Below are 20,755 nucleotides of genomic sequence, written 5' to 3' on the forward strand. Positions count from 1 at the left end.
TCTGTTTTTTTGAATAACACTAGCGGCAGGCGTTCAGTAGAGTCGAATGAATATGATCGTTTTTGATTGAGGAGAGTATTTATTGACGGTTAATTATTTGCGCTAAAACTATATTTAATTAATTTTACGTCAATAATTGTCAATATAACAGGAGTCTGAATAATCAAAAGAAATAGATATAAGCCAGATCGAGAAGTGCAAGTATTGCCCAGAGAAAAAGATACAGAATAAAGTGTTCGCGAATATTGTTGGTTAAAAATTGAAAAAAGCGAATCATGATGGCCCCAAAGAAAAGTGGCGGAAATGCCCGCCACTCGGGGATTCTACGCCGTTTTGAAGCGAGAAAGTACAAATGGGGATAAATCAAAGGCAGGTTTTTGACCCAAAGCAAACTGGCAGGCAATTTCGCCTAAAACGGAGGCGAATTTGAACCCGTGTCCGCTCAGCCCGGTAATGATCAGGGTGTTGTCATGGCCGGGGAGAGTATCAATGATGAAATCTTCATCCGGCGAATTGTCATAGGTGCAGGCTTTACCGTGCAGGCAGCAGCCGATGCCGGGTAAAAATTCGCGCAAGAACGGAAAGACTTCAGACCCATCGCTGGCGACGGCGCCAAAGGGTTTACGCTGCTCGGGGGAGTCAATCAGTTGCCCGCCGTTGTGCTTGCCCAGCTTCAGTTCGTTGTCTTCCGCCGGGAAGCCGTAATACTGATCGCCGTTGGGTGTTTCTGCGGTAAACGCCGGGAATTTGTTGTTCTCGCTGTAGCGCCCATCGGCCTGGTGCCAGGCAAAGATTTTGCGAACCGAGGCGATCGGCAGGTCAGGCAGCAGTTTGGTAACCCAGGTCCCCGCGCTGACCAGCAGTTTGCTCCCGTGATATTCACCTTCTTCAGTCACGACGGTGACACCTTCGTCGCCGTGGCGGATCGCCGTCACCCTGCAGTTAAAAAGCTGAGCGCTGCCGCCTTGCTTAGCAAGGTTGATGTAGGTTTCGATGGCTAGCTCGCTTTTCAGCACGCCTGAGTCCGTCTCAAACAGGCCGACGTAGTTTTCAGGCACAGCAATCTCCGGCCAGCGGGCGGCAATGGCGGCGGCGTCCAGTGTTTCAACCGGCAGGGAAAATTTCTCTGCGCTGGAGGCGACATTGCGAATAAAGGGCGAATCAGATGGCCCCAGGTTAATGACCCCGGTGCGGTGGAAGAGCTTCTCACCGCTGGCTTCCGCCAGGGCATCCCACAGTTTTTGTGCTCGCAGGACCAACGGGACATATTTTTCACCTTCGCCATAAGCATGGCGCATCAGGCGAGTGTCGCCGTGGTGGCTGCCCTGGTCATGCGGCGGGTGGCCGCTGTCGAGCATCAGTACCTTCAGGCCCGAGTGTGTGGCATAGCAGCCTGCGGCGGCACCGACGGAGCCGCTGCCGACAATGATGAGGTCGTAGTTCATAAGCTTTTCTCTGTGGAAAATTATCTGTAGCAGGGTAATTAATTCACCGGAACGATGCAATTGACGGTGACGCTTAAAATAAAAAAGGCACCCCGTTGGGTGCCTGTGGCCATTGTTAAGCATGTGTCGTCAATGCTTGCGATAATCGCTTTCCTGGTAATCACTGGATTCAATTTTGGCTATCCCGGCCTCAAGGATGGAAATAAATTGCCGGGCGACATCGGTGGTCAGCCAGAGGGTCTGACCGATTTCGGTTTCATCGTGCTTCTGATTATTGGATGTCAGGTAATGCAGGCGCAGCATCATGGCGTCGTAGCTGTCGACGGTGCTGATATCCCATCCGACGAGGGGATGAGTCTGAATAACATCACTATTTTTTTCCATCATAACCCCTTTTATACGTGTTTAAAGACAACGACTAGTGAGGTTCATGCGTGATTTATCGTGAAGCGACTTAAGTATATCAACACTCTTGCGGTCATGGGGATGAAATAATTACCTGGTAACACTTTTTCCACATTATCCTGGAAAAGCGAACAATAAATCGACAGGCTATTCCGATGTAATTGGAAAGAAAGGCAGGAAAGACTTTAGCGGCGTTTAAAAAATAATCAAATCAGCGAGGGAAATAAAAAAAACCGGATGGCGACACCCGGCAAAAAGTACCAACATACTTGAGGGTATTAGTCGGCAGAGAACCAATCGTCAGCGCTTTCCCAGGTTTCCTGGAGGATCTCGCTGATTCGCGTTTTGTCTTCTTTGGCACCGCCCAGCACGGAGAGGTTATTGCCGGAGGCATAACGTACCTGCACTTCGCTGCTGGTGTCGGGGAAATGTTGATTGATACGGCGGGAAAGCTCACTGGCAAGGGCATCGATAGCCCCGGCTGGCAATGGTGTGGTTTTGGCTATAGTGACTTCAATACGCATAACGACCCCCTGTACAATATACTGGATATTTATACAGGCTTAATTTCCAGTAAGCAACAGGGGGCGTTGAAAAATTTAGCCTTTAACGGACCAGACGACCTCTTCACCCGCCAGGAACGGCACGATGCTGTCGTCGCCGGCTTCAATCAGTTCTGGCATTTTCTCAGCGACGCGAACCAGCTCGATGTGCTCTTCATTGACCGGCAGGCCGTAGAAGCGCGGGCCGTTCAGCGAAGCGAAAGCTTCAAAATGCTGCAGCGCGTTCATTTCTTCAAATACCGTCGCATAGGCACCGAGCGCGGAAGGCGCGTTGAAGCAGCCGGCACAGCCGCAGCTGGCTTCTTTACGATGACGCGCATGTGGCGCAGAGTCGGTGCCGAGGAACACGCGATCGCAGCCGCTGGTGACCAGCTCGCGCAGTGCTTCCTGGTGGATGCTGCGTTTCAGAATCGGCAGGCAATAAAGGTGCGGACGAATTCCGCCCACCAGCATGTGGTTACGGTTAAACATCAGGTGCTGAGGCGTGATAGTCGCGCCAATCAGCGAGTTGCCTTCTTTCACATACTGGGCGGCATCTTTGGTGGTGATATGTTCAAACACCACTTTCAGCTCAGGCAACTGGCGACGCAGCGGCTCCATGACGGTTTCAATAAAGCGCGCTTCGCGATCGAAAATATCGATATCAGCATGGGTGACTTCGCCGTGCACCAGCAGCGGCATGCCAATTTTCTGCATACGCTCAAGCACCGGCAGAATGGCTGCGGTGCTGGTTACGCCATGAGCGGAGTTGGTTGTGGCGTTCGCCGGGTAAAGCTTGGCAGCGGTAAACACGCCTGCATTGAACCCGCGTTCGATTTCGTTGGGATCCAGCGTGTCGGTCAGGTAGCAGGTCATCAGCGGTTCAAACTTTTGCCCGGCCGGAACCGCATCAAGAATGCGCTGGCGATAAGCAATAGCGGCCTCTACGCTGGTCACTGGGGGCACAAGATTGGGCATGACAATCGCGCGGCCATAGGTCTGGCTGGTGTAAGGCACCACGGTTTTCAGCATCTCACCGTCACGAAGGTGAATATGCCAGTCATCTGGGCGGCGGATTTTTAATACCTGAGGTAATGCGGTCATCAATGTGCTCCGGCGTGAGAGGGAAATCAGTCATCAAGGGCTGGTTTTATGCCGGGCACTAAGGATAAGGGGAAACGTTATCGTTTGCACCCCTTATATTGCGCATGTTGTACAAAACCCTCAGAGCGCATGAACGGCTCTGAGGGGCAGGGGCTATTCCGTTAACGGAATGATTATCTCACCGGGTTTTACTTCAATGCCTTTGGCATATTTCTTCGCCAGCGACTCGCCGGTGCTGCGGTCTTCGCTCAGGATATAAGCAGGCTGCTGATTGAAGTAGCTGCGCAGGGACTGGTTAAGGTAAGGGATCATGGTCTGCAGGACGGTCTGCATTTTTTGCGGCTCGACCTGAGCGTCAACCACCTCCATTTCCTGCAGGTAGATGGCGCCTTGCTCTTTATTGAACACCGGCAGTGCTTTCAGCTTGAGCTTCAGAATGGCTTTTTGGTTACCAAACAGGGATGTCATGTCGAGATTGGCATCGCCGGTCAGGGTAATTTTATTCGGCTCTTCCCGCCCTATCTGACTGACTAAATGGGTTAACACCACATGGGCTTCAGCCACGCCGGGCAGGCCAATATCCTTCGAGAAGTTATTGTGTTTTTCCAGCGACTGGTTGATTTCCTGTTCGCTCACGCTGTACTGCGTTAACTGGTTGCATCCTGAGAGCAGGCCGCTAAGCATCAATGCTGCGGCAAAAACAATCTTCTTCATAGGCTTCCTCAAAATAGCGGCTCCAATGCCGTGCCTTGCTTTATCAGCATAATGCGGCACGGCGGGAGCGGCTACCGGAAAAAGATGATACGAGAAAATTATCCCTGCCCGCCAGGCTCCAGCATCGTTGGCTCAACGGGTCTAAGGCTAAATTGCCACCACAGGGCGGCAAGGGTGATACAGCCGATAATGCCGAGCATGGCCCAGGGTAACTCCGGCTGCTGCAGGGCTTTACCTGCGTCAAACAGCCAGCCACCGCCGGTGTAACCTAGTGCGCCGCCCAGCGACAGGCCCAAACGGCTGAACCCCATGTAGCTGCCGCGAGCGCGGGCATCCGCCAGCGAGGCGCTGAGTGTTTCCCGCGCAGGTTCAGCGATGATTGAGCCGATGTAGAAAGTACAAATCAGGGCGAAAAGTTGCTGTAGGTTGGACGCCAGACCAATAGGCATCAGGCTCACCGTCATCAGCACCAGGCCTGCCATTAAGCGTTGCTCCAGGCGGAAGCGCCTTTCACTCCAGCGGGCGATAGGGTAGAGCAGCGTCAGCGAAAGCGCGGCTTCAATGGCGTACATCCATTTTACCGCCGACGCGGTACCGGCAATGTCGTTGACCATCAGCGGCAGCATCAGCATGACCTGCACCGCCAGCATGTAATAGCCGGTGAGCGTCAGAACATAGGTGATAAAGCGTTTATCTCGAAACACGCGACCCATGCCTTCGCGCATTGGGGTGCGGATCGTTGAAAGTTTATAGGCGGGCAGCAGCCAGGCATTAAGCGCGGCGCACAGGACAAACATTACGGCACCGACGGCGCATACCAGACGGAAGTCGTACAGCAACAGCCAGCTACCCAGCAGAGCGCCGATCACCGCGCCTGCACTGTCCTGCATCATCAGGATGGAGAAGAAGCGGCCGCGGTGCTGAGGGCGAACCAGTTTGACGACCAGCGCCGAGCGGGGCGGATCAAACAGCGTTCCGCCAATAGCGGAGAGCAGGCAGGAAAGCCATAGCATCCAGGGTTCCGTGGCGATGCCCATGGTGGCAAAACCTGCGGCCCGCAGCAGCATGCCGGTGACAATCATCGGTTTAGCGCCCAGCCTGTCGGCAATCGCGCCGCCGAAGACGCCGAGCCCCTGCTGGATAAACTGACGCAGACCCAGGGCAATCCCGACCATTAAAGCGGCCCAGCCCAACTGGTCAACGAAGCGAATGGAAATCAAAGGGAAGACAACGAAAAAGCCTAATACCACTAACATGTTATCAAGCAGCAGGAAATATTTACCCAGGCTCCTTGCCTGCGCCACGCGCGACATCTCCCCTCCAGGGAACTTAATTAAACGCGACAAGTCTTTATTCTCGCTTGGCATTCGGGCTTTTAATACCTGATGCAGGACAATATTTTTTTATCGTGCAACGAGTTTGATTCAAGGCTTTCATCGAAAAAAGTGATGTCGCTTCATGTTGTTGTTTTCACACGGCGGTCAGGCGCAGGTATAGTAACAAGATGAGCCCCGTTAACCGGGATGAAGGAGTGGGATAAACATGTTTGGCTACCGCAGTAACGCACCAAAAATTCGCCTGGTGACTGACCGTCTGGTGGTGCGTCTGGTTCATGAGCGAGATGCCTGGCGCCTGGCGGATTACTACACGGAAAATCGCCTGTTTCTGAAGCCCTGGGAACCCGTTCGGGACGAGAGCTACTGCTATCCTTCGGGCTGGCAGGCAAGGCTGGGCATGATAAGTGAAATGCACAAGCAGGGTAGCGCGTATTACTTCGCGCTGCTCGACCCGGAAGAAAAAGAGGTTATCGGCGTCGCCAACTTCTCCAACGTGGTGCGCGGCTCCTTCCATGCCTGCTATCTCGGGTACTCCATCGGTGAAAAGTGGCAGGGGCAGGGGCTAATGTACGAGGCCCTGGCCAGCGCCATTCGCTATATGCAACGTAGCCAAAATGTGCATCGCATTATGGCCAACTATATGCCGCATAATCAGCGCAGCGGCGGCCTTCTCGCGCGCCTGGGCTTTGAAAAAGAAGGCTATGCAAAGGATTATTTGCTGATTGACGGCGTATGGCGGGATCACGTTCTCACCGCGCTGGTTAATCAAGACTGGACCCCAGGTCGTGGAGTTTAAAAGATGAAATATCAGTTAACGGCGATTGAAGCCCGCGTTATCGGCAGCCTGCTGGAAAAACAGCTCACTACGCCAGAGCAGTATCCGATGTCCGTCAACGGCGTGGTGACCGCCTGTAATCAGAAAACAAACCGTGAACCGGTGATGGAGCTGAAAGAGCATGAAGTCCAGGACTCGCTGGACGGGCTGGTCAAAGGCCATTATTTGCGAACCGTCAGCGGGTTTGGCAAACGCGTGACGAAATACGAGCAGCGTTTTTGCAACTCCGAGTTTGGTAATTTAAAGCTAACGCCAGCGGAAGTGGCTGTGGTTACGACTTTGCTGCTGCGCGGCGCGCAAACGCCGGGTGAGCTGCGTAGCCGCGCCGGGAGAATGTTTGAGTTCACCGATATGGCGCAGGTAGAAGCGACGCTGGAAGGGCTGGCTGGCCGTGAAGATGGGCCGTTTGTCGTGCGTCTGCCGCGTGAGCCGGGTAAACGAGAAAGCCGCTATATGCATCTTTTCAGCGGTGAGGTTGAGGCGTCAGTGTCCCCGGAACAAAGTATCAGCCCGGTTGCAGACGATCTCAGCGCGCGAGTGGACGCGCTGGAAACTGAAGTCGCCGAACTTAAACAGCGTCTGGATTCCTTGTTGGCGCATTTGGGAGATTAAGGATGACGAAATTACGTATTGGCGTCGTGGGGCTGGGCGGGATCGCGCAGAAAGCCTGGCTTCCGGTTCTGGGGGCATCCGACGATTGGTCGCTGGTGGGCGCATTTTCACCGACCAAAGCGAAAGCGCTGCCGGTGTGTGAAACCTGGCGTATTCCGTATATTGATTCGCTCAGCAATCTGGCGGCGCAGTGCGATGCTGTTTTTGTGCATAGCGCCACCAGCTCCCACTACGCGGTGGTGAATGATCTGCTCAATGCGGGCGTCAGCGTCTGCGTAGATAAGCCGCTGGCGGAAAACCTGGCTGACGCCGAAAAGCTGGTGGAGCTTGCAGAGCGCAAAAAACGCACCCTGATGGTGGGCTTTAACCGCCGTTTTGCCCCGCGTTACCAGCAGTTAAAGACAAAGCTGTCTGCCGGGGCATCCTTGCGGATGGACAAACACCGCAGCGACAGCGTCGGCCCGGGAGATCTGCGCTTCACGCTGCTTGATGACTATCTTCACGTCGTGGATACCGCACTCTGGCTTGGCGGCGGCAGTGCCCAGCTGCAAAGCGGGACGTTGCAAACCAATGAATCAGGGCAAATGCTGTACGCCGAACACCATTTCAGCCAGGGCAACCTGAGCGTGACCACCAGTATGCATCGCCGCGCCGGAAGCCAGCGAGAGTGGGTGCAGGCGGTGACTGACGGCGGGCTGTATGAGGTAACCGACATGCGTCAGTGGCGCGAAGAATGCGGCGCCGGTGTAGTGGAACAGCCCATTCCCGGCTGGCAAACCACGCTGGAACAGCGCGGCTTTGCGGGCTGTGCGCGTCACTTTATCGACTGCGTGGCGAACCAAACTGTCCCGGAAACCTCCGGCGAGCAGGCGCTGCTGGCGCAGCGTGTCGTCGAGAAGCTCTGGCGCGAGGCAATTAGCGAATAAGCTGTAACATATCGCGGTAGCAATTCAGCGCCGTATCGGTAGACTATGCCGACTTGTCATCATCCATGTACGCCTGCATTGCAGGCGTTCATGTTTGTGGAATAACAGAATAAATGAACCTATTAAAATCGCTGGCAGCCGTCAGCTCGATGACCATGTTTTCACGCGTGCTTGGTTTCGCGCGCGACGCCATTGTGGCAAGGGTATTTGGGGCAGGGATGGCGACGGATGCCTTCTTTGTTGCCTTTAAGCTGCCGAACCTGCTGCGCCGAATCTTTGCCGAAGGCGCTTTCTCCCAGGCGTTTGTGCCCATTCTGGCCGAATACAAAAGTAAGCAGGGCGAAGATGCCACGCGCGTCTTTGTCTCGTACGTTTCCGGGCTGCTGACTCTTGCGCTGGCGCTGGTCACCGTCCTCGGGATGCTTGCGGCTCCCTGGGTTATTCTGGTCACTGCGCCGGGTTTTGCCGACACGGCGGATAAATTTGCGCTAACGTCGAGCCTGCTGCGCATTACCTTCCCGTACATTTTACTGATTTCGCTGGCGTCGCTGGTGGGGGCAATTCTCAATACCTGGAACCGTTTCTCTGTGCCAGCGTTTGCCCCGACGTTCCTTAATCTCAGCATGATTGGCTTCGCGCTGTTTGCCGCCCCGCACTTTAATCCACCGATTCTGGCGCTGGCCTGGGCGGTAACAGTAGGGGGCGTATTACAGCTGGCCTATCAGCTGCCGCACCTGAAGAAAATTGGCATGCTGGTGCTGCCGCGTATCAGCTTTAAGGATGCGGGCGCAATGCGGGTTATCAAACAGATGGGGCCGGCTATTCTCGGCGTTTCCGTCAGCCAGATTTCACTGATCATCAACACCATCTTTGCTTCGTTCCTGGTGTCCGGTTCGGTTTCCTGGATGTATTATGCCGACCGCCTGATGGAGTTTCCGTCTGGGGTTTTAGGCGTGGCGTTAGGCACTATTCTACTGCCGTCGCTGGCGAAGAGTTTTGCCACCGGCAACCACGATGAATATTCTCGCCTGATGGACTGGGGGCTGCGCCTTTGCTTCCTGCTGGCGCTCCCAAGCGCGGTGGCGCTGGGAATTCTGGCAAAACCGCTGACCGTCTCTTTGTTCCAGTACGGTAAGTTCTCAGCTTTCGATGCCCTGATGACCCAGCGGGCGCTGGTGGCGTATTCGGTCGGCCTGATGGGGCTTATTGTGGTTAAGGTTCTGGCGCCAGGCTTCTATTCCCGGCAGGACATTAAAACCCCGGTTAAAATCGCTATCGTGACGCTGATTTTGACGCAGCTAATGAACCTTGCGTTTATCGGCCCGCTGAAACATGCCGGACTTTCCCTGTCGATTGGTTTGGGGGCCTGTATTAACGCCTCGCTGCTTTACTGGCAGCTGCGTAAGCAGGATATCTTCCAGCCACAGCCCGGCTGGACGGCATTTCTGCTGCGCCTGGTCGCCGCCGTGATGGTGATGTCTGCGGTACTGATTGGGATAATGTACGTTATGCCTGCGTGGGATCTGGGCAACATGCCTTATCGCCTGCTGCGGCTAATGGCGGTGGTGGTGGCCGGCATCGTCGCTTATTTTGCGACATTGTTGCTGTTGGGCTTCAGGTTGAAAGATTTCGCCCGTCGCACAATTTGATTTTTTCTGGGTGGATGACGGTTTCGTCACGCCGCCCTATTCTTTATATGTTGAAAGGTTAATTAGGTGACAGAGCGATGAGAGGAATAATCACAACCTGGTTCGAAGAGAAGGGCTTCGGATTTATCAAAGATGAAAACGGTGAAAACCGTTATTTCCACGTGATTAAAGTCGCCAACCCGGAACTTATCAAAAAGGACGCGTCGGTGACCTTCGAGCCGGGGACCAATAATAAAGGGCTGTCGGCGTTTGCTGTGAAAGTGGAGCCTGAGAGCAAGCATCTGTTTATTGCGGGCGAGCGGCTTAAAATCACCTCGATCAAATCTTTCGTGGTGTACAGCGAAGAAGAGCCCGCGGACGGGAAGATTGATAAAGAAAATGCGGTGCTGTCGGTTGGGTTGCTGATGAACAGCATTCGCCCGAAGGCAGAGAAAAAAGAAGGGGAAATGCGTACGGTGAAAAAACTGGCCGTGACCACCTTCCAGGGCGAAACACATCTGTTCTCAGAGGATGAGATTGATATTGAGGCGACGGTAAAAGTCTTGAAATCGCTGAAATAAGCAAGCAGCTGGTCAAGGAGAGTGTTGACCAGCTGTTTTCATTGGCGAGGAGAATCAGATAGTAATTTTTTTACCGCCGCGGCTGCCCTGCGCCGTTGCCTGCCCATCGGCGCCATAGAAGTCCGGTGCCTGATGTGGTTTTAACACGGCAATAGCCTGCTCATTGCGGGCCATCTGGTCTTCCAGCAACCAACCGTTATGCTGATTAATGTCCCGCAGGTGCAGGGTTTTTTGCGTAATCGTCTGCCAGCGCTGGCTAACGTCCAGGCTGGTGACCGCCCCGGCGTTTTGTTCCGCGCGACGCTGTTGCTCCAGGTAATCCAGCGTAGCCAGCAGCGAGCTTTTATCTTCAGTTATACGTTGTAGCGCATTGCTGTTTATCTGGCCTGCGGAAAGCTGCAGCTGTTCAGCATCCATCACCTCTTTCAGTGAATTCAGCACCGCGGTCATTTGGTCCAGCACTTCTAACAGACGACTCACCGTTATTTACTCGACAAATAGCTTTGGGCTTCCTGGATCAGCGCGTCGGCGATCTTGCCGGTATCCATCTTCAGGTCGCCGTTACGAATAGCCGTCTTCAGCGCTTCAACGCGTTCCATGTTGATATCGCCGGTGCCGGGCTGCATCAGTTTGGCCTGCGCATCACTCAGCTTTACGCTGGTGCTGTTGGCGGTAGTGGATTTTTCAAGACGGCTTTTCAGCGTCTGTGGATCGCTGGTTTCACGTGTTTGAACAGTGCTTACCGGTTTCAGTGGCGACGTGCGATCAATGCTCATTGTTCTCTCCTCATCGAGGGGCTCGCGGCGTAAGAGCCAGTCAGTATCATTTGTTGATAGTACTATCGGCAGTCGCCGCGGAATCTTTAAAAAGATTATAGATTAATCAGAATATTCCCATCAGCATCCACCGTCCCGCTCACCACCTGCCCTGAGGACATGCGAACGCGGGCATTTTGCGCGACGGCGGCGTTATTAAGCGCTTTGCCTTCTCCGTTGACGCTAAAGCCTTCGCCGGAGGCAATCACCTGAACCTGCTGACCGGCTTTTACTCGCCAGGCCTGGCGTACCATCGTCTGAATCACCGGCTGCCCGGGCGCAATATCCCGAAGCGAAACGGCGTCCGTCGCCTGGCCGAGATCCAGCATAGTCCGCGGCGGCAGTTGGTCAAGGCGCCCCTGGGTTAATTGCACGCTACTGGCATCGATCCTTGCACCACGGGCGATGGGGCGGCTGGCAACCACATACTGGCCCGTGGCAATCACCTGAACCTGGATAAACCGTTTGTCGCTGCCGCAGCGGGCCATGACGCTAACGTTGCCCCACAGTTTGGCATTGCCGGGCGTTGAGAATTCTGGCTGAGGGCAGGCTGGAAGCTGAGCCTCTGGCGTTTTCACCTTGACGCTGACGCCATCGCTGATCCCCGCCAGTCGCTGTTGAAAATACTCAGTCAGCGGCCGATCGAGTGCGCTCGCCATAGCCAACTGACCGAACAGCAAACTGGCGATACCGCTCAAGATTTTCAGACTTCTCATCGCGCTTCTCCGTATTCAGATTGCGGTGATTTTAACCGCGAGCCGTTTTGATCAAGGCGATAAATAGCGACGTATTTTGCGTTTATTCCACCCATCGCGTACGCGTAAGGGGATTTAAGCTTTCGGACGATTCCTAATTCTATGGACCATGGAGGAAGCATGCTCGATAAACTGGACGCCGCACTGCGATTTCAGCAAGAAGCGCTTAATTTGCGTGCTCAGCGCCAAGAGATTCTGGCCGCGAATATCGCCAATGCCGACACGCCGGGCTTTCAGGCGCGCGATATCGACTTTGCCAGTGAAATGAAAAAAGTGATGGAGCGCGGACGCGTTGAAGGAGGCGGCATGTCTCTGGCGCTCACTTCGGCACGCCATATCCCGGCAGAAACCCACTCCACTCCGTCGCTCGATCTCCTTTACCGCGTACCTGACCAGCCCGCCATGGACGGTAACACCGTCGATATGGACCGTGAACGTACGCAGTTTGCCGATAACAGCCTGAATTACCAAACAAACCTCACGGTGCTTGGCGGGCAAATCAAAAGCATGATGTCGGTGCTACAGGGATAATCGATGGCCTTACTCAATATTTTCGACATCGCCGGTTCGGCTATGACGGCCCAATCCAAACGCATGAACGTGGCGGCAAGTAACCTCGCCAACGCCGACAGCGTCACCGGACCAGACGGTCAGCCTTACCGCGCAAAACAGGTCGTTTTCCAGGTGGATGCAGCCCCTGGCGCGGCGACCGGTGGCGTTAAAGTGACCAAAGTGATTGAGAGCGATGCGCCGGACAAGCTGGTTTTCCAGCCGGGTAACCCGCTTGCGGACGCGCGCGGTTACGTGCGTATGCCAAACGTTGATGTGGTCGGGGAGATGGTCAACAGCATGTCCGCCTCTCGTAGCTATCAGGCCAACGTCGAAGTGCTCAACACCGTGAAGGGCATGATGATGAAAACGCTCACTCTCGGTCAGTAACAGGAGCCTATATGTCCATTGCAGTCAAAGTGAACGATCCGACTAACAATGTTGATCCTACGGCTGGTGCATCGAAAAACAGCCTGACCGGCAACAGCGCCGCAGACCTACAGGGGAGTTTTCTGACTCTGCTGGTGGCGCAGTTAAAAAACCAGGATCCGACCAACCCGATGCAGAACAACGAACTGACCACGCAGCTGGCGCAGATCAGTACCGTTAGCGGCATCGAAAAACTTAACACCACGCTGGGCTCCGTTTCCGGCCAGATCAACCAGAACCAGTCTCTGCAGGCCAGCGCCCTGATTGGCCATGGCGTCATGATCCCGGGCAACAAAATCCTGGCGGGGACCGATTCAAAAACCAACACCATCAGCACCACGCCGTTTGGCGTCGAGCTGCAGCAGGCGGCGGACAAAGTCACGGCCACCATTTCCGATAAAGACGGCAAAGTGGTGCGTACTATCGAGATTGGTGGACTGAGTGCCGGGGTGCATACCTTTACTTGGGACGGCAGCGCCAACGACGGCACCAACGTGCCGGACGGCTCTTATACCGTGGCGATCAATGCCACGAATGGCGGGACACAGCTGGTGGCTCAGCCGCTGGGCTTCGCTATGGTGAGCGGTGTTATCAACGGCAAAGATGGCCTCAAACTGGATCTCGGGACCTACGGTTCTACGACCCTCGATGCAATCAGGCAAATTATTTAAGCCTACAACCTAAGCAGGAGTAAGACATGGCGTTTTCTCAAGCGGTCAGCGGCTTAAATGCTGCGGCCACCAACCTGGACGTGATTGGTAACAACATTGCCAACTCCGCCACCTACGGTTTTAAATCAGGTTCGGTCTCTTTTGCCGATATGTTCGCAGGCTCTAAAGTGGGTCTGGGCGTTAAAGTCGCGGGCGTGACCCAGAACTTTGGCGACGGTACCACTACCAGCACCGGTCGTGGTCTGGACGTGGCTATCAGCCAGAACGGCTTCTTCCGCCTGGTGGATAGCTCCGGTTCCGTATTCTACAGCCGTAACGGGCAGTTCAAGCTGGATGAAAACCGTAACCTGGTGAACATGCAGGGCCTGCAGTTGACCGGCTACCCGGCAACCGGTACGCCGCCAACCATTCAGCAGGGTGCCAACCCGGTAGGTCTGTCCGTGCCAAACACGCTGATGCCGGCGAAGACCACCACCACTGCGTCCCAGCAGATCAACCTGAACTCTACCGATAAGACCCCGACCGTAACGCCGTTCGATCCTACCAATGCGAACAGCTACAACAAGAAGGGCACGGTCACCGTTTATGACAGCCAGGGTAACGCCCATGGTATGGATGTTTACTACGTTAAGAGCGCGGATAACGCCTGGCAGGTTTACACCAAAGACTCTTCCGTAGCGGGTTCTACGGCAACGTCAGCCGGGTTTATGCGTTTCGACAACAACGGCAACCTGCAGGGGATTACTGCCAATGCTGCCGATCCGATTCCAAACCCGAACACGCTGCCAACCAGCATCAACGTGACCACCGGCGTCACCAACGGCGCGACACCTGCGACCTTCGCGCTGAGCTTCCAGAACTCCATGCAGCAGAACACCGGGTCTAACAACATCGTGGCGACCAACCAGAACGGCTACAAGCCGGGTGACCTGACGTCTTATCAGATTAACGACGATGGCACCGTGGTCGGGAACTACTCCAACGAGCAGACCCAGCTTCTGGGGCAAATCGTGCTGTCCAACTTTGCGAACCCTGAAGGTTTGCAGTCCCAGGGCGATAACGTCTGGACCGCAAGCAACTCTTCCGGTGTTGCGTTGCTGGGCCTGGCGGGCACCGGTAACTTCGGAACCCTGACCAGCGGCGCGCTGGAGTCTTCGAACGTGGATCTGAGTAAAGAACTGGTCAACATGATCGTCGCGCAGCGTAACTATCAGTCGAACGCGCAGACCATCAAAACCCAGGACCAGATCCTCAACACCCTGGTTAACCTGCGCTAAGCGCCTGAAGGGACGGCTTAATGGATCATGCAATCTACACCGCCATGGGCGCTGCCAGCCAGACGCTGAATCAACAGTCAGTCACGGCGAGCAACATGGCGAACGCTTCCACACCGGGCTTCCGCGCGCAGCTTAATGCTTTGCGTGCTGTCCCTGTGGAAGGGCTTTCTCTGCCAACTCGTACCCTGGTGATTGCCTCAACGCCAGGGGCTGATATGACGCCTGGTCAGCTGGACTACACCTCGCGCCCGATGGACGTTGCTTTGCAGCAGGATGGCTGGCTGGCGGTGCAGACGCAGGACGGCGGAGAAGGCTATACCCGCAACGGTAACATTCAGGTCAGCCCTGCCGGTCAGTTGACCATTGGTGGCCGGCCCGTTATCGGTGAAGGTGGCCCGATTGCGGTGCCGGAAGGTTCGCAGCTTACTATCGCCGCGGACGGAACTATCTCCGCGCTGAACCCGGGCGACCCGCCAAATACCGTGGCGCCGATTGGTCGACTGAAGCTGGTGAAAGCCACGCAGCAGGAGGTGGTGCGCGGTGATGACGGGCTGTTTCGTTTGAACCCCGCCGCCCAGGCGACACGCGGTGCCATCGCGCAGGCCGACCCAACGATTAAGGTGATGTCCGGCGTACTGGAAGGCAGCAACGTCAAACCGGCAGAGGCGATGGCGGATATGATCGCCAACGCCCGTCGTTTCGAGATGCAAATGAAAGTTATCGCCAACGTTGATGAAAACGAACAGCGCGCTAACACGCTGCTGCAAATGACCTAACGCCCGGCTTACTTATTACAGGATTCAAACATGATCAATTCTTTATGGATCGCCAAAACGGGCCTTGATGCACAGCAAACCAATATGGATGTGATTGCCAACAACCTGGCAAACGTCTCCACCAATGGTTTCAAGCGTCAACGCGCCGTGTTTGAAGATTTGCTTTATCAAACCATTCGCCAGCCGGGGGCTCAGTCTTCTGAGCAGACGACGCTGCCGTCCGGTTTACAGATCGGGACCGGCGTTCGTCCGGTGGCCACCGAGCGTCTGCACAGCCAGGGCAACCTGTCTAAAACGGACAACAGCAAAGATGTGGCCATCAAAGGTGAAGGTTTCTTCCAGGTTCTGCTGCCGGACGGTACCGCCGCCTATACGCGCGACGGTTCTTTCCAGGTTGACCAAAATGGACAGCTGGTGACGGCGGGCGGTTTCCAGGTACAGCCTGCGATTACCGTGCCGGCAAACGCGCTGAGCCTGACTATCGGCCGTGACGGTGTGGTGAGCGCGACTTTGCAAGGGCAGACCGCGCCGGTGCAGGTAGGGCAGCTGAACCTGACGACCTTTATGAACGATACTGGCCTGGAAAGTATTGGTGAAAACCTTTACACCGAAACGCAGGCATCCGGTGCGCCAAACGATTCCACGCCGGGATTGAACGGCGCAGGTCTGCTCTATCAGGGCTATGTTGAGACCTCAAACGTAAACGTTGCTGAAGAGCTGGTAAACATGATCCAGGTTCAGCGCGCCTACGAAATCAACAGCAAAGCGGTCAGCACCACCGACCAGATGCTGCAAAAACTGACGCAAATGTAAGGCGTTTGCCGGCGCGTGAAAGCGCGTCGGCTGCCGTGACCTGAAGATGAAAGCAATGCAAAACCCAATGGTGCTCCGTCCTGTTCTCCTGAGTCTGGTGTTTGCCGTAAGCGGCTGCGCCTTAGTGCCTAGTAAACCGCTGGTTGAAGGGGCCACGACCGCGCAGCCGGTGCCTGGTCCTTCGCCAACGATTAACGGATCAATATTCCAGACCGCACAGCCGATGAACTACGGCTATCAGCCGCTGTTTGAAGACCGTCGTCCACGTAATATCGGCGACACTCTGACCATCCAGCTTCAGGAAAACGTCAGCGCCAGTAAGAGTTCCTCGGCGAACGCCAGCCGCGATGGAAAATCGGCACTCGGCTTCGACACGGTCCCGACTTTTGCTTCGGGGCTATTGGGAGGAGGGAAAGCTGACCTGAACGCTTCCGGCAGCAATGGCTTTAACGGTAAAGGCGGCGCCAACGCCAGCAACACCTTCAGCGGCACGCTGACGGTGACGGTCGATCAGGTGCTGGCCAACGGAAACCTGCACGTCGTAGGTGAGAAACAGATTGCCATCAACCAGGGGACGGAGTTTATCCGCTTCTCTGGCGTAGTGAACCCGCGCACCATTAGCGGCAGCAACACCGTTGCGTCGACCCAGGTGGCGGATGCCCGAATTGAGTATGTCGGTAACGGCTACATTAATGAAGCGCAGAATATGGGCTGGCTGCAGCGCTTCTTCCTTAACGTATCGCCGATGTAAGCGAGGGTACTATGGTTAAATATTTATTCGGGTTGGTTGTGCTGCTGACAGCGGCTTATGCATCAGCTGACCGCATTCGCGATCTGACCACCGTGCAGGGCGTGCGTGAAAACTCCCTGATTGGCTATGGCCTGGTGGTTGGGCTGGACGGCACCGGTGACCAGACGACGCAAACGCCGTTTACCACCCAAAGCCTGAATAACATGCTTTCCCAGTTGGGCATTACCGTGCCGACCGGCACCAATATGCAGCTGAAAAACGTGGCAGCGGTGATGGTGACGGCAAAATACCCGGCGTTCGCGCGAGCAGGGCAAAACATTGATGTTGTTGTTTCGTCCATGGGTAATGCGAAGAGCCTGCGTGGCGGGACTCTCTTAATGACGCCGCTCAAAGGCGTGGATAATCAGGTTTATGCCCTGGCGCAGGGTAACGTGCTGGTGGGTGGCGCGGGCGCTGCTGCCGGTGGGAGCAGCGTGCAGGTGAACCAGCTTAACGGCGGGCGTATCACCGGCGGCGCGGTTGTAGAGCGTGAGCTGGCCGGGACTTTCGGCAACGGCAACACCCTCAACCTGCAGCTTAACGATGATGACTTCAGCCTGGCCCAGCGGATCACCGACACCATTAACCGCTCCCGTGGCTTCGGCAGCGCAACTGCGCTGGATGGCCGTACGATCCAAATCCGCGTGCCAAGCGGCGGTAGCTCTCAGGTTCGTCTGCTGGCGGATATCCAGAACCTTGAAGTGAGTATGCCGGTGCAGGATGCACGCGTGGTGATCAACTCTCGCACGGGTTCCGTGGTGATGAACCGCGAAGTGACGCTGGATAACTGCGCCGTTGCGCAGGGGAACCTGTCGGTGACCGTAAACCGTCAGAATCAGGTCAGCCAGCCGAATACGCCATTTGGCGGCGGCCAGACCGTGGTGACGCCGCAAACGCAGATCGACCTGCGTCAGAGCGGTGGCTCGGTACAGCGCGTTAATTCCAGCGCCAACCTGAATAATGTCGTCCGTGCGCTAAATGCGCTGGGGGCCACGCCTATCGATCTGATGTCTATCCTGCAATCCATGCAAAGCGCAGGCTGCCTGCGTGCAAAACTGGAAATCATCTAATGCTGACTGACGCCCGTTCACTTGCTAATGCTGCGTTTGACGCCAACTCGCTCAATGATTTAAAGGCGAAGGCCGGACAAGATCCTAAGGGCAACCTGAAAGAGGTGGCTCATCAGGTGGAAGGGATGTTCGTACAGATGATGCTGAAAAGCATGCGTGAGGCGCTGCCGAAAGACGGTCTTTTCAGCAGCGAGTCCACGCGCATGTATACCAGTATGTATGACCAGCAGATAGCCCAACAGCTGAGTGCGAAAGGGCTGGGGCTGGCGGATGCGATGGTTAAGCAAATGAGTAACGAGCAGGTCGAGCCATCGGAAACGGCAGGTCAGGTGCTGATGAAACTCGACCCGCAAACGGTCACCAGCTACCAGAACCAGACGCTAACGCAAATGGTGCGTCAGGCCGTGCCTCGTGCGCCTTCTAATGAAGAGCCGATGAGCGGAGACAGCAAAGACTTCCTGGCGCAGCTCTCGCTGCCGGCGCGTCTGGCCAGTGAGGCCAGCGGCATTCCGCACCACCTGATTCTGGCGCAGGCTGCGCTGGAGTCCGGCTGGGGCCAGCGTCAGATCCGCACTGAAAAAGGGGAACCGAGCTTCAACCTGTTCGGCGTTAAGGCAACGCCGGGCTGGAAAGGAGCGACGACGGAAATCACCACCACCGAATTTGAAAACGGTGAGGCGAAGAAGGTGAAAGCGAAGTTCCGCGTTTACAGCTCTTACCTGGAAGCGCTTTCTGACTACGTTGGCTTGCTGACGAAAAACCCGCGCTATGCTGCCGTGACGAATGCGTCTTCCGCAGAGCAGGGCGCTCAGGCGCTGCAAAACGCCGGTTATGCCACGGATCCAAACTACGCACGTAAGTTGACCGGCATGATCCAGCAGCTGAAAGCCATGAGCGACAAGGTTTCCAAAGCCTACAGCACTGATTTGTCGAATTTGTTCTGAAGAGACTCAAGTCCCGTGGCCTGCTGCCGATAATAGGTAGCAGAACCTTTGACCACACGCTATCAAGGAACCTTCATGTCCAATAGCCTGATAAACAGCGCCATGAGTGGCCTGAGTGCTGCCCAGGCGGCATTAAGCACCGTCGGCAATAACATTTCGAACTATAACGTAAGCGGTTATACCCGCCAGACGACGATTCTGTCCCAGTCAAAAAGCACCCTGACCGGCGGCGGCTATATTGGCAACGGCGTGTATGTTAACGGCGTGCAGCGTGAATACGATTCCTTTATTACTAACCAGCTGCGTGCGGCCCAGACGCAAAGCAGCGGGCTGACAACCCAGTATCAGCAGATGTCAAAAATCGACAACATTCTGTCCGGGACGACCAACTCGCTGTCAAAAACCATGCAGGACTTCTTCTCCGGCCTGCAGACGCTGACCAGTAATGCTCAGGATCCTGCGGCTCGTCAGGCGTTGCTGGGCAAAGCGGATGGTCTGGTAAACCAGTTTAAGGTCACCGACCAGTACCTGCGCGATCAGGACAAGCAGGTTAACCTGTCGATCAGCAGCAGCGTGGACCAAATCAACACCTACGCTAAGCAAATTGCGAATCTGAACGACCAGATCTCACGCCTGAAAGGTGTGGGCGCGGGTTCAGCGCCAAATGACCTGCTGGATCAGCGCGATCAGCTGGTTAGCCAGCTAAATCAGATCGTTGGCGTTGACGTCAGCGTGCAGGATGGCGGTGCGTACAACGTATCTATCGGCAATGGTATTAGCCTGGTACAGGGCGACACGGCTAACCAACTGGCGGCGGTTAACTCCAGCGCCGATCCTTCCCGTACGACAGTCGCTTTTGTCGATCCGGTTGCCGGTAAAGTGGAAATTCCAGAAAGCCAGCTGAATACAGGTTCTCTGGGTGGACTGTTTACCTTCCGTACTCAGGATTTGGACAGCGCTCGTAACCGTCTGGGCCAGATGGCTCAGGCCTTTGCGACGGCCATGAACAGCCAGCACACCCAGGGCTATGATGCCAACGGCGACAAAGGCACCAACCTGTTTACCGTCGGTGGCCCAACCGTGTTGAGCAACAGCCGCAATACCAGCGGCACCCAGCTCACCGCGACCACCACAGACAGCAAGCAGATACAGGCCAGCGATTACAAGGTTGAGTTTGTGGGCGGGAACTGGAAAGTGACCCGTCTGTCGGACAATGCCAACATTAATCCAGGTACGACCACGGATGCAGGTGGCAACGTCAGCCTGAATTTTGACGGACTGAAAGTTGGCGTGAGCGGTACGCCCGCTAACAACGAAAGCTTCACCGTTAAACCGGTATCCGACGCGGTAGTGAACATGAGCCTGGCCGTGAAAGATGAGTCGAAACTGGCGTTGGCAAGCGATCCTACCGCCGGCAAGAGCGATAACCGCAACGCCCAGGCTATGTTGGATCTGCAGAATTCCAAGCAGGTAGAAGGCAACAAGTCGTTCAACGATGCGTATGCCACTCTGGTCAGCGACGTGGGTAACAAAACGGCAAGTCTGAAAGTGACTAGTACGACTCAGGGGAATGTGGTGACGCAGCTCACCAAGCAGCAGCAATCTATCTCAGGCGTTAGCCTCGATGAAGAGTATGGCAACCTGCAGCGTTACCAGCAGTACTATATGGCTAACGCCCAGGTCCTTCAGACTGCATCAACGCTGTTTGATGCGTTGCTGAACATTCGCTAACGGGAG

General features: G+C 55.3%; 25 protein-coding genes. 15 read left to right on the plus strand and 10 right to left on the minus strand.

The window, feature by feature from the left end:
- Positions 1 to 163: 163 nt before the first annotated feature.
- From ACR6JA_RS01005 to mdtH, 7 genes are all read right to left on the minus strand, one after another.
- Positions 164 to 277, minus strand: coding sequence for a DUF2770 family protein (locus ACR6JA_RS01005; RefSeq protein WP_071530454.1), 114 nt, complete (start codon positions 275 to 277; stop codon positions 164 to 166).
- 46 nt (positions 278 to 323) lie between these two features.
- Positions 324 to 1,445 (minus strand): N-methyl-L-tryptophan oxidase, encoded by a 1,122-nt coding sequence (solA, locus tag ACR6JA_RS01010; RefSeq protein WP_494493342.1) that lies wholly within the window; start codon positions 1,443 to 1,445, stop codon positions 324 to 326.
- A gap of 129 nt (positions 1,446 to 1,574) precedes the next feature.
- Positions 1,575 to 1,829 (minus strand): biofilm formation regulator BssS, encoded by a 255-nt coding sequence (bssS, locus tag ACR6JA_RS01015; RefSeq protein WP_008453527.1) that lies wholly within the window; start codon positions 1,827 to 1,829, stop codon positions 1,575 to 1,577.
- A 299-nt stretch (positions 1,830 to 2,128) separates the two neighbouring features.
- Positions 2,129 to 2,374, minus strand: a complete 246-nt coding sequence (gene dinI / locus ACR6JA_RS01020; RefSeq protein ID WP_008453524.1) for a DNA damage-inducible protein I — start codon at positions 2,372 to 2,374, stop codon at positions 2,129 to 2,131.
- 75 nt (positions 2,375 to 2,449) lie between these two features.
- A complete protein-coding gene (gene pyrC, locus ACR6JA_RS01025; protein WP_494493343.1) occupies positions 2,450 to 3,496 on the minus strand; it encodes a dihydroorotase in 1,047 nt (348 codons plus the stop codon).
- 153 nt (positions 3,497 to 3,649) lie between these two features.
- A complete protein-coding gene (locus ACR6JA_RS01030; RefSeq protein ID WP_008453518.1) occupies positions 3,650 to 4,210 on the minus strand; it encodes a lipoprotein in 561 nt (186 codons plus the stop codon).
- 98 nt (positions 4,211 to 4,308) lie between these two features.
- On the minus strand, positions 4,309 to 5,523 hold the full coding sequence (gene mdtH / locus ACR6JA_RS01035) for a multidrug efflux MFS transporter MdtH (protein ID WP_494493344.1): 1,215 nt from the start codon (positions 5,521 to 5,523) through the stop codon (positions 4,309 to 4,311).
- A gap of 229 nt (positions 5,524 to 5,752) precedes the next feature.
- Here mdtH and rimJ point away from each other — a divergent pair, with 229 nt between their 5' ends.
- The 5 genes from rimJ (at position 5,753) to ACR6JA_RS01060 (ending at position 10,129) form a co-directional block, all read left to right on the plus strand.
- Complete coding sequence (gene rimJ, locus ACR6JA_RS01040; RefSeq protein ID WP_213716331.1) at positions 5,753 to 6,343, plus strand: ribosomal protein S5-alanine N-acetyltransferase; 591 nt, start codon at positions 5,753 to 5,755, stop codon at positions 6,341 to 6,343.
- A gap of 3 nt (positions 6,344 to 6,346) precedes the next feature.
- Entirely contained in the window at positions 6,347 to 6,994 is a 648-nt protein-coding gene (locus ACR6JA_RS01045) for a YceH family protein (protein WP_494493345.1), read from the plus strand.
- A 2-nt stretch (positions 6,995 to 6,996) separates the two neighbouring features.
- Positions 6,997 to 7,920, plus strand: a complete 924-nt coding sequence (locus ACR6JA_RS01050; protein WP_494493346.1) for a Gfo/Idh/MocA family protein — start codon at positions 6,997 to 6,999, stop codon at positions 7,918 to 7,920.
- 113 nt (positions 7,921 to 8,033) lie between these two features.
- Entirely contained in the window at positions 8,034 to 9,569 is a 1,536-nt protein-coding gene (gene murJ / locus ACR6JA_RS01055; protein ID WP_213716328.1) for a murein biosynthesis integral membrane protein MurJ, read from the plus strand.
- A gap of 77 nt (positions 9,570 to 9,646) precedes the next feature.
- Positions 9,647 to 10,129, plus strand: coding sequence for a cold shock domain-containing protein (locus tag ACR6JA_RS01060; protein ID WP_008453505.1), 483 nt, complete (start codon positions 9,647 to 9,649; stop codon positions 10,127 to 10,129).
- A 54-nt stretch (positions 10,130 to 10,183) separates the two neighbouring features.
- Here ACR6JA_RS01060 and flgN read toward each other — a convergent pair whose 3' ends face one another.
- From flgN to flgA, 3 genes are all read right to left on the minus strand, one after another.
- The gene (gene flgN / locus ACR6JA_RS01065; protein WP_008453503.1) at positions 10,184 to 10,609 is read right to left on the minus strand and encodes a flagella biosynthesis chaperone FlgN; all 426 of its coding nucleotides are present in this window, start codon (positions 10,607 to 10,609) and stop codon (positions 10,184 to 10,186) included.
- Positions 10,610 to 10,611: 2 nt separating this feature from the next.
- Positions 10,612 to 10,905, minus strand: coding sequence for a flagellar biosynthesis anti-sigma factor FlgM (gene flgM / locus ACR6JA_RS01070; RefSeq protein ID WP_213716327.1), 294 nt, complete (start codon positions 10,903 to 10,905; stop codon positions 10,612 to 10,614).
- Between the two features lie 95 nt (positions 10,906 to 11,000).
- The gene (flgA, locus tag ACR6JA_RS01075; RefSeq protein WP_213716326.1) at positions 11,001 to 11,660 is read right to left on the minus strand and encodes a flagellar basal body P-ring formation chaperone FlgA; all 660 of its coding nucleotides are present in this window, start codon (positions 11,658 to 11,660) and stop codon (positions 11,001 to 11,003) included.
- Between the two features lie 159 nt (positions 11,661 to 11,819).
- On the opposite strand from flgA, the gene flgB reads away from it, so the two are divergent.
- From flgB to flgK, 10 genes are all read left to right on the plus strand, one after another.
- The gene (gene flgB / locus ACR6JA_RS01080) at positions 11,820 to 12,230 is read left to right on the plus strand and encodes a flagellar basal body rod protein FlgB (RefSeq protein ID WP_008453500.1); all 411 of its coding nucleotides are present in this window, start codon (positions 11,820 to 11,822) and stop codon (positions 12,228 to 12,230) included.
- A 3-nt stretch (positions 12,231 to 12,233) separates the two neighbouring features.
- Positions 12,234 to 12,638 (plus strand): flagellar basal body rod protein FlgC, encoded by a 405-nt coding sequence (flgC, locus tag ACR6JA_RS01085; RefSeq protein WP_008453499.1) that lies wholly within the window; start codon positions 12,234 to 12,236, stop codon positions 12,636 to 12,638.
- An 11-nt stretch (positions 12,639 to 12,649) separates the two neighbouring features.
- Complete coding sequence (gene flgD / locus ACR6JA_RS01090) at positions 12,650 to 13,348, plus strand: flagellar hook assembly protein FlgD (RefSeq protein ID WP_008453498.1); 699 nt, start codon at positions 12,650 to 12,652, stop codon at positions 13,346 to 13,348.
- Positions 13,349 to 13,374: 26 nt separating this feature from the next.
- Positions 13,375 to 14,625: a flagellar hook protein FlgE gene (gene flgE / locus ACR6JA_RS01095; RefSeq protein WP_494493347.1), complete on the plus strand. Its 1,251-nt coding sequence runs from the start codon at positions 13,375 to 13,377 to the stop codon at positions 14,623 to 14,625.
- A gap of 20 nt (positions 14,626 to 14,645) precedes the next feature.
- Positions 14,646 to 15,401 (plus strand): flagellar basal body rod protein FlgF, encoded by a 756-nt coding sequence (locus ACR6JA_RS01100; RefSeq protein WP_008453495.1) that lies wholly within the window; start codon positions 14,646 to 14,648, stop codon positions 15,399 to 15,401.
- A gap of 30 nt (positions 15,402 to 15,431) precedes the next feature.
- Positions 15,432 to 16,214, plus strand: a complete 783-nt coding sequence (flgG, locus tag ACR6JA_RS01105) for a flagellar basal-body rod protein FlgG (RefSeq protein WP_039291854.1) — start codon at positions 15,432 to 15,434, stop codon at positions 16,212 to 16,214.
- Positions 16,215 to 16,269: 55 nt separating this feature from the next.
- Positions 16,270 to 16,965 (plus strand): flagellar basal body L-ring protein FlgH, encoded by a 696-nt coding sequence (locus ACR6JA_RS01110; RefSeq protein WP_213716337.1) that lies wholly within the window; start codon positions 16,270 to 16,272, stop codon positions 16,963 to 16,965.
- Between the two features lie 11 nt (positions 16,966 to 16,976).
- Positions 16,977 to 18,074: a flagellar basal body P-ring protein FlgI gene (locus ACR6JA_RS01115; protein ID WP_008453489.1), complete on the plus strand. Its 1,098-nt coding sequence runs from the start codon at positions 16,977 to 16,979 to the stop codon at positions 18,072 to 18,074.
- The gene (gene flgJ / locus ACR6JA_RS01120; RefSeq protein WP_494493348.1) at positions 18,074 to 19,018 is read left to right on the plus strand and encodes a flagellar assembly peptidoglycan hydrolase FlgJ; all 945 of its coding nucleotides are present in this window, start codon (positions 18,074 to 18,076) and stop codon (positions 19,016 to 19,018) included. The genes ACR6JA_RS01115 and flgJ overlap by 1 nt, the downstream gene beginning before the upstream one ends.
- 75 nt (positions 19,019 to 19,093) lie before the next feature.
- Positions 19,094 to 20,749, plus strand: a complete 1,656-nt coding sequence (gene flgK, locus ACR6JA_RS01125; protein ID WP_213716324.1) for a flagellar hook-associated protein FlgK — start codon at positions 19,094 to 19,096, stop codon at positions 20,747 to 20,749.
- Positions 20,750 to 20,755 lie beyond the last annotated feature (6 nt).

This window comes from Cedecea sp. B1(4) (assembly GCF_059414925.1).

Coding starts and splice junctions, on each gene's coding strand:
- bssS (WP_008453527.1), bottom strand. CDS start 1,829: ATGGAAAAAAATAGTGATGTTATTCAGACTCATCCCCTCGTCGGATGG.
- flgA (WP_213716326.1), bottom strand. CDS start 11,660: ATGAGAAGTCTGAAAATCTTGAGCGGTATCGCCAGTTTGCTGTTCGGT.
- ACR6JA_RS01115 (WP_008453489.1), top strand. CDS start 16,977: ATGGTTAAATATTTATTCGGGTTGGTTGTGCTGCTGACAGCGGCTTAT.
- ACR6JA_RS01100 (WP_008453495.1), top strand. CDS start 14,646: ATGGATCATGCAATCTACACCGCCATGGGCGCTGCCAGCCAGACGCTG.
- ACR6JA_RS01045 (WP_494493345.1), top strand. CDS start 6,347: ATGAAATATCAGTTAACGGCGATTGAAGCCCGCGTTATCGGCAGCCTG.
- dinI (WP_008453524.1), bottom strand. CDS start 2,374: ATGCGTATTGAAGTCACTATAGCCAAAACCACACCATTGCCAGCCGGG.
- ACR6JA_RS01005 (WP_071530454.1), bottom strand. CDS start 277: ATGATTCGCTTTTTTCAATTTTTAACCAACAATATTCGCGAACACTTT.
- flgC (WP_008453499.1), top strand. CDS start 12,234: ATGGCCTTACTCAATATTTTCGACATCGCCGGTTCGGCTATGACGGCC.
- pyrC (WP_494493343.1), bottom strand. CDS start 3,496: ATGACCGCATTACCTCAGGTATTAAAAATCCGCCGCCCAGATGACTGG.
- solA (WP_494493342.1), bottom strand. CDS start 1,445: ATGAACTACGACCTCATCATTGTCGGCAGCGGCTCCGTCGGTGCCGCC.
- flgK (WP_213716324.1), top strand. CDS start 19,094: ATGTCCAATAGCCTGATAAACAGCGCCATGAGTGGCCTGAGTGCTGCC.
- flgE (WP_494493347.1), top strand. CDS start 13,375: ATGGCGTTTTCTCAAGCGGTCAGCGGCTTAAATGCTGCGGCCACCAAC.
- flgB (WP_008453500.1), top strand. CDS start 11,820: ATGCTCGATAAACTGGACGCCGCACTGCGATTTCAGCAAGAAGCGCTT.
- flgD (WP_008453498.1), top strand. CDS start 12,650: ATGTCCATTGCAGTCAAAGTGAACGATCCGACTAACAATGTTGATCCT.
- flgG (WP_039291854.1), top strand. CDS start 15,432: ATGATCAATTCTTTATGGATCGCCAAAACGGGCCTTGATGCACAGCAA.
- ACR6JA_RS01050 (WP_494493346.1), top strand. CDS start 6,997: ATGACGAAATTACGTATTGGCGTCGTGGGGCTGGGCGGGATCGCGCAG.
- flgM (WP_213716327.1), bottom strand. CDS start 10,905: ATGAGCATTGATCGCACGTCGCCACTGAAACCGGTAAGCACTGTTCAA.
- ACR6JA_RS01060 (WP_008453505.1), top strand. CDS start 9,647: ATGAGAGGAATAATCACAACCTGGTTCGAAGAGAAGGGCTTCGGATTT.
- ACR6JA_RS01030 (WP_008453518.1), bottom strand. CDS start 4,210: ATGAAGAAGATTGTTTTTGCCGCAGCATTGATGCTTAGCGGCCTGCTC.
- rimJ (WP_213716331.1), top strand. CDS start 5,753: ATGTTTGGCTACCGCAGTAACGCACCAAAAATTCGCCTGGTGACTGAC.
- murJ (WP_213716328.1), top strand. CDS start 8,034: ATGAACCTATTAAAATCGCTGGCAGCCGTCAGCTCGATGACCATGTTT.
- mdtH (WP_494493344.1), bottom strand. CDS start 5,523: ATGTCGCGCGTGGCGCAGGCAAGGAGCCTGGGTAAATATTTCCTGCTG.
- ACR6JA_RS01110 (WP_213716337.1), top strand. CDS start 16,270: ATGCAAAACCCAATGGTGCTCCGTCCTGTTCTCCTGAGTCTGGTGTTT.
- flgJ (WP_494493348.1), top strand. CDS start 18,074: ATGCTGACTGACGCCCGTTCACTTGCTAATGCTGCGTTTGACGCCAAC.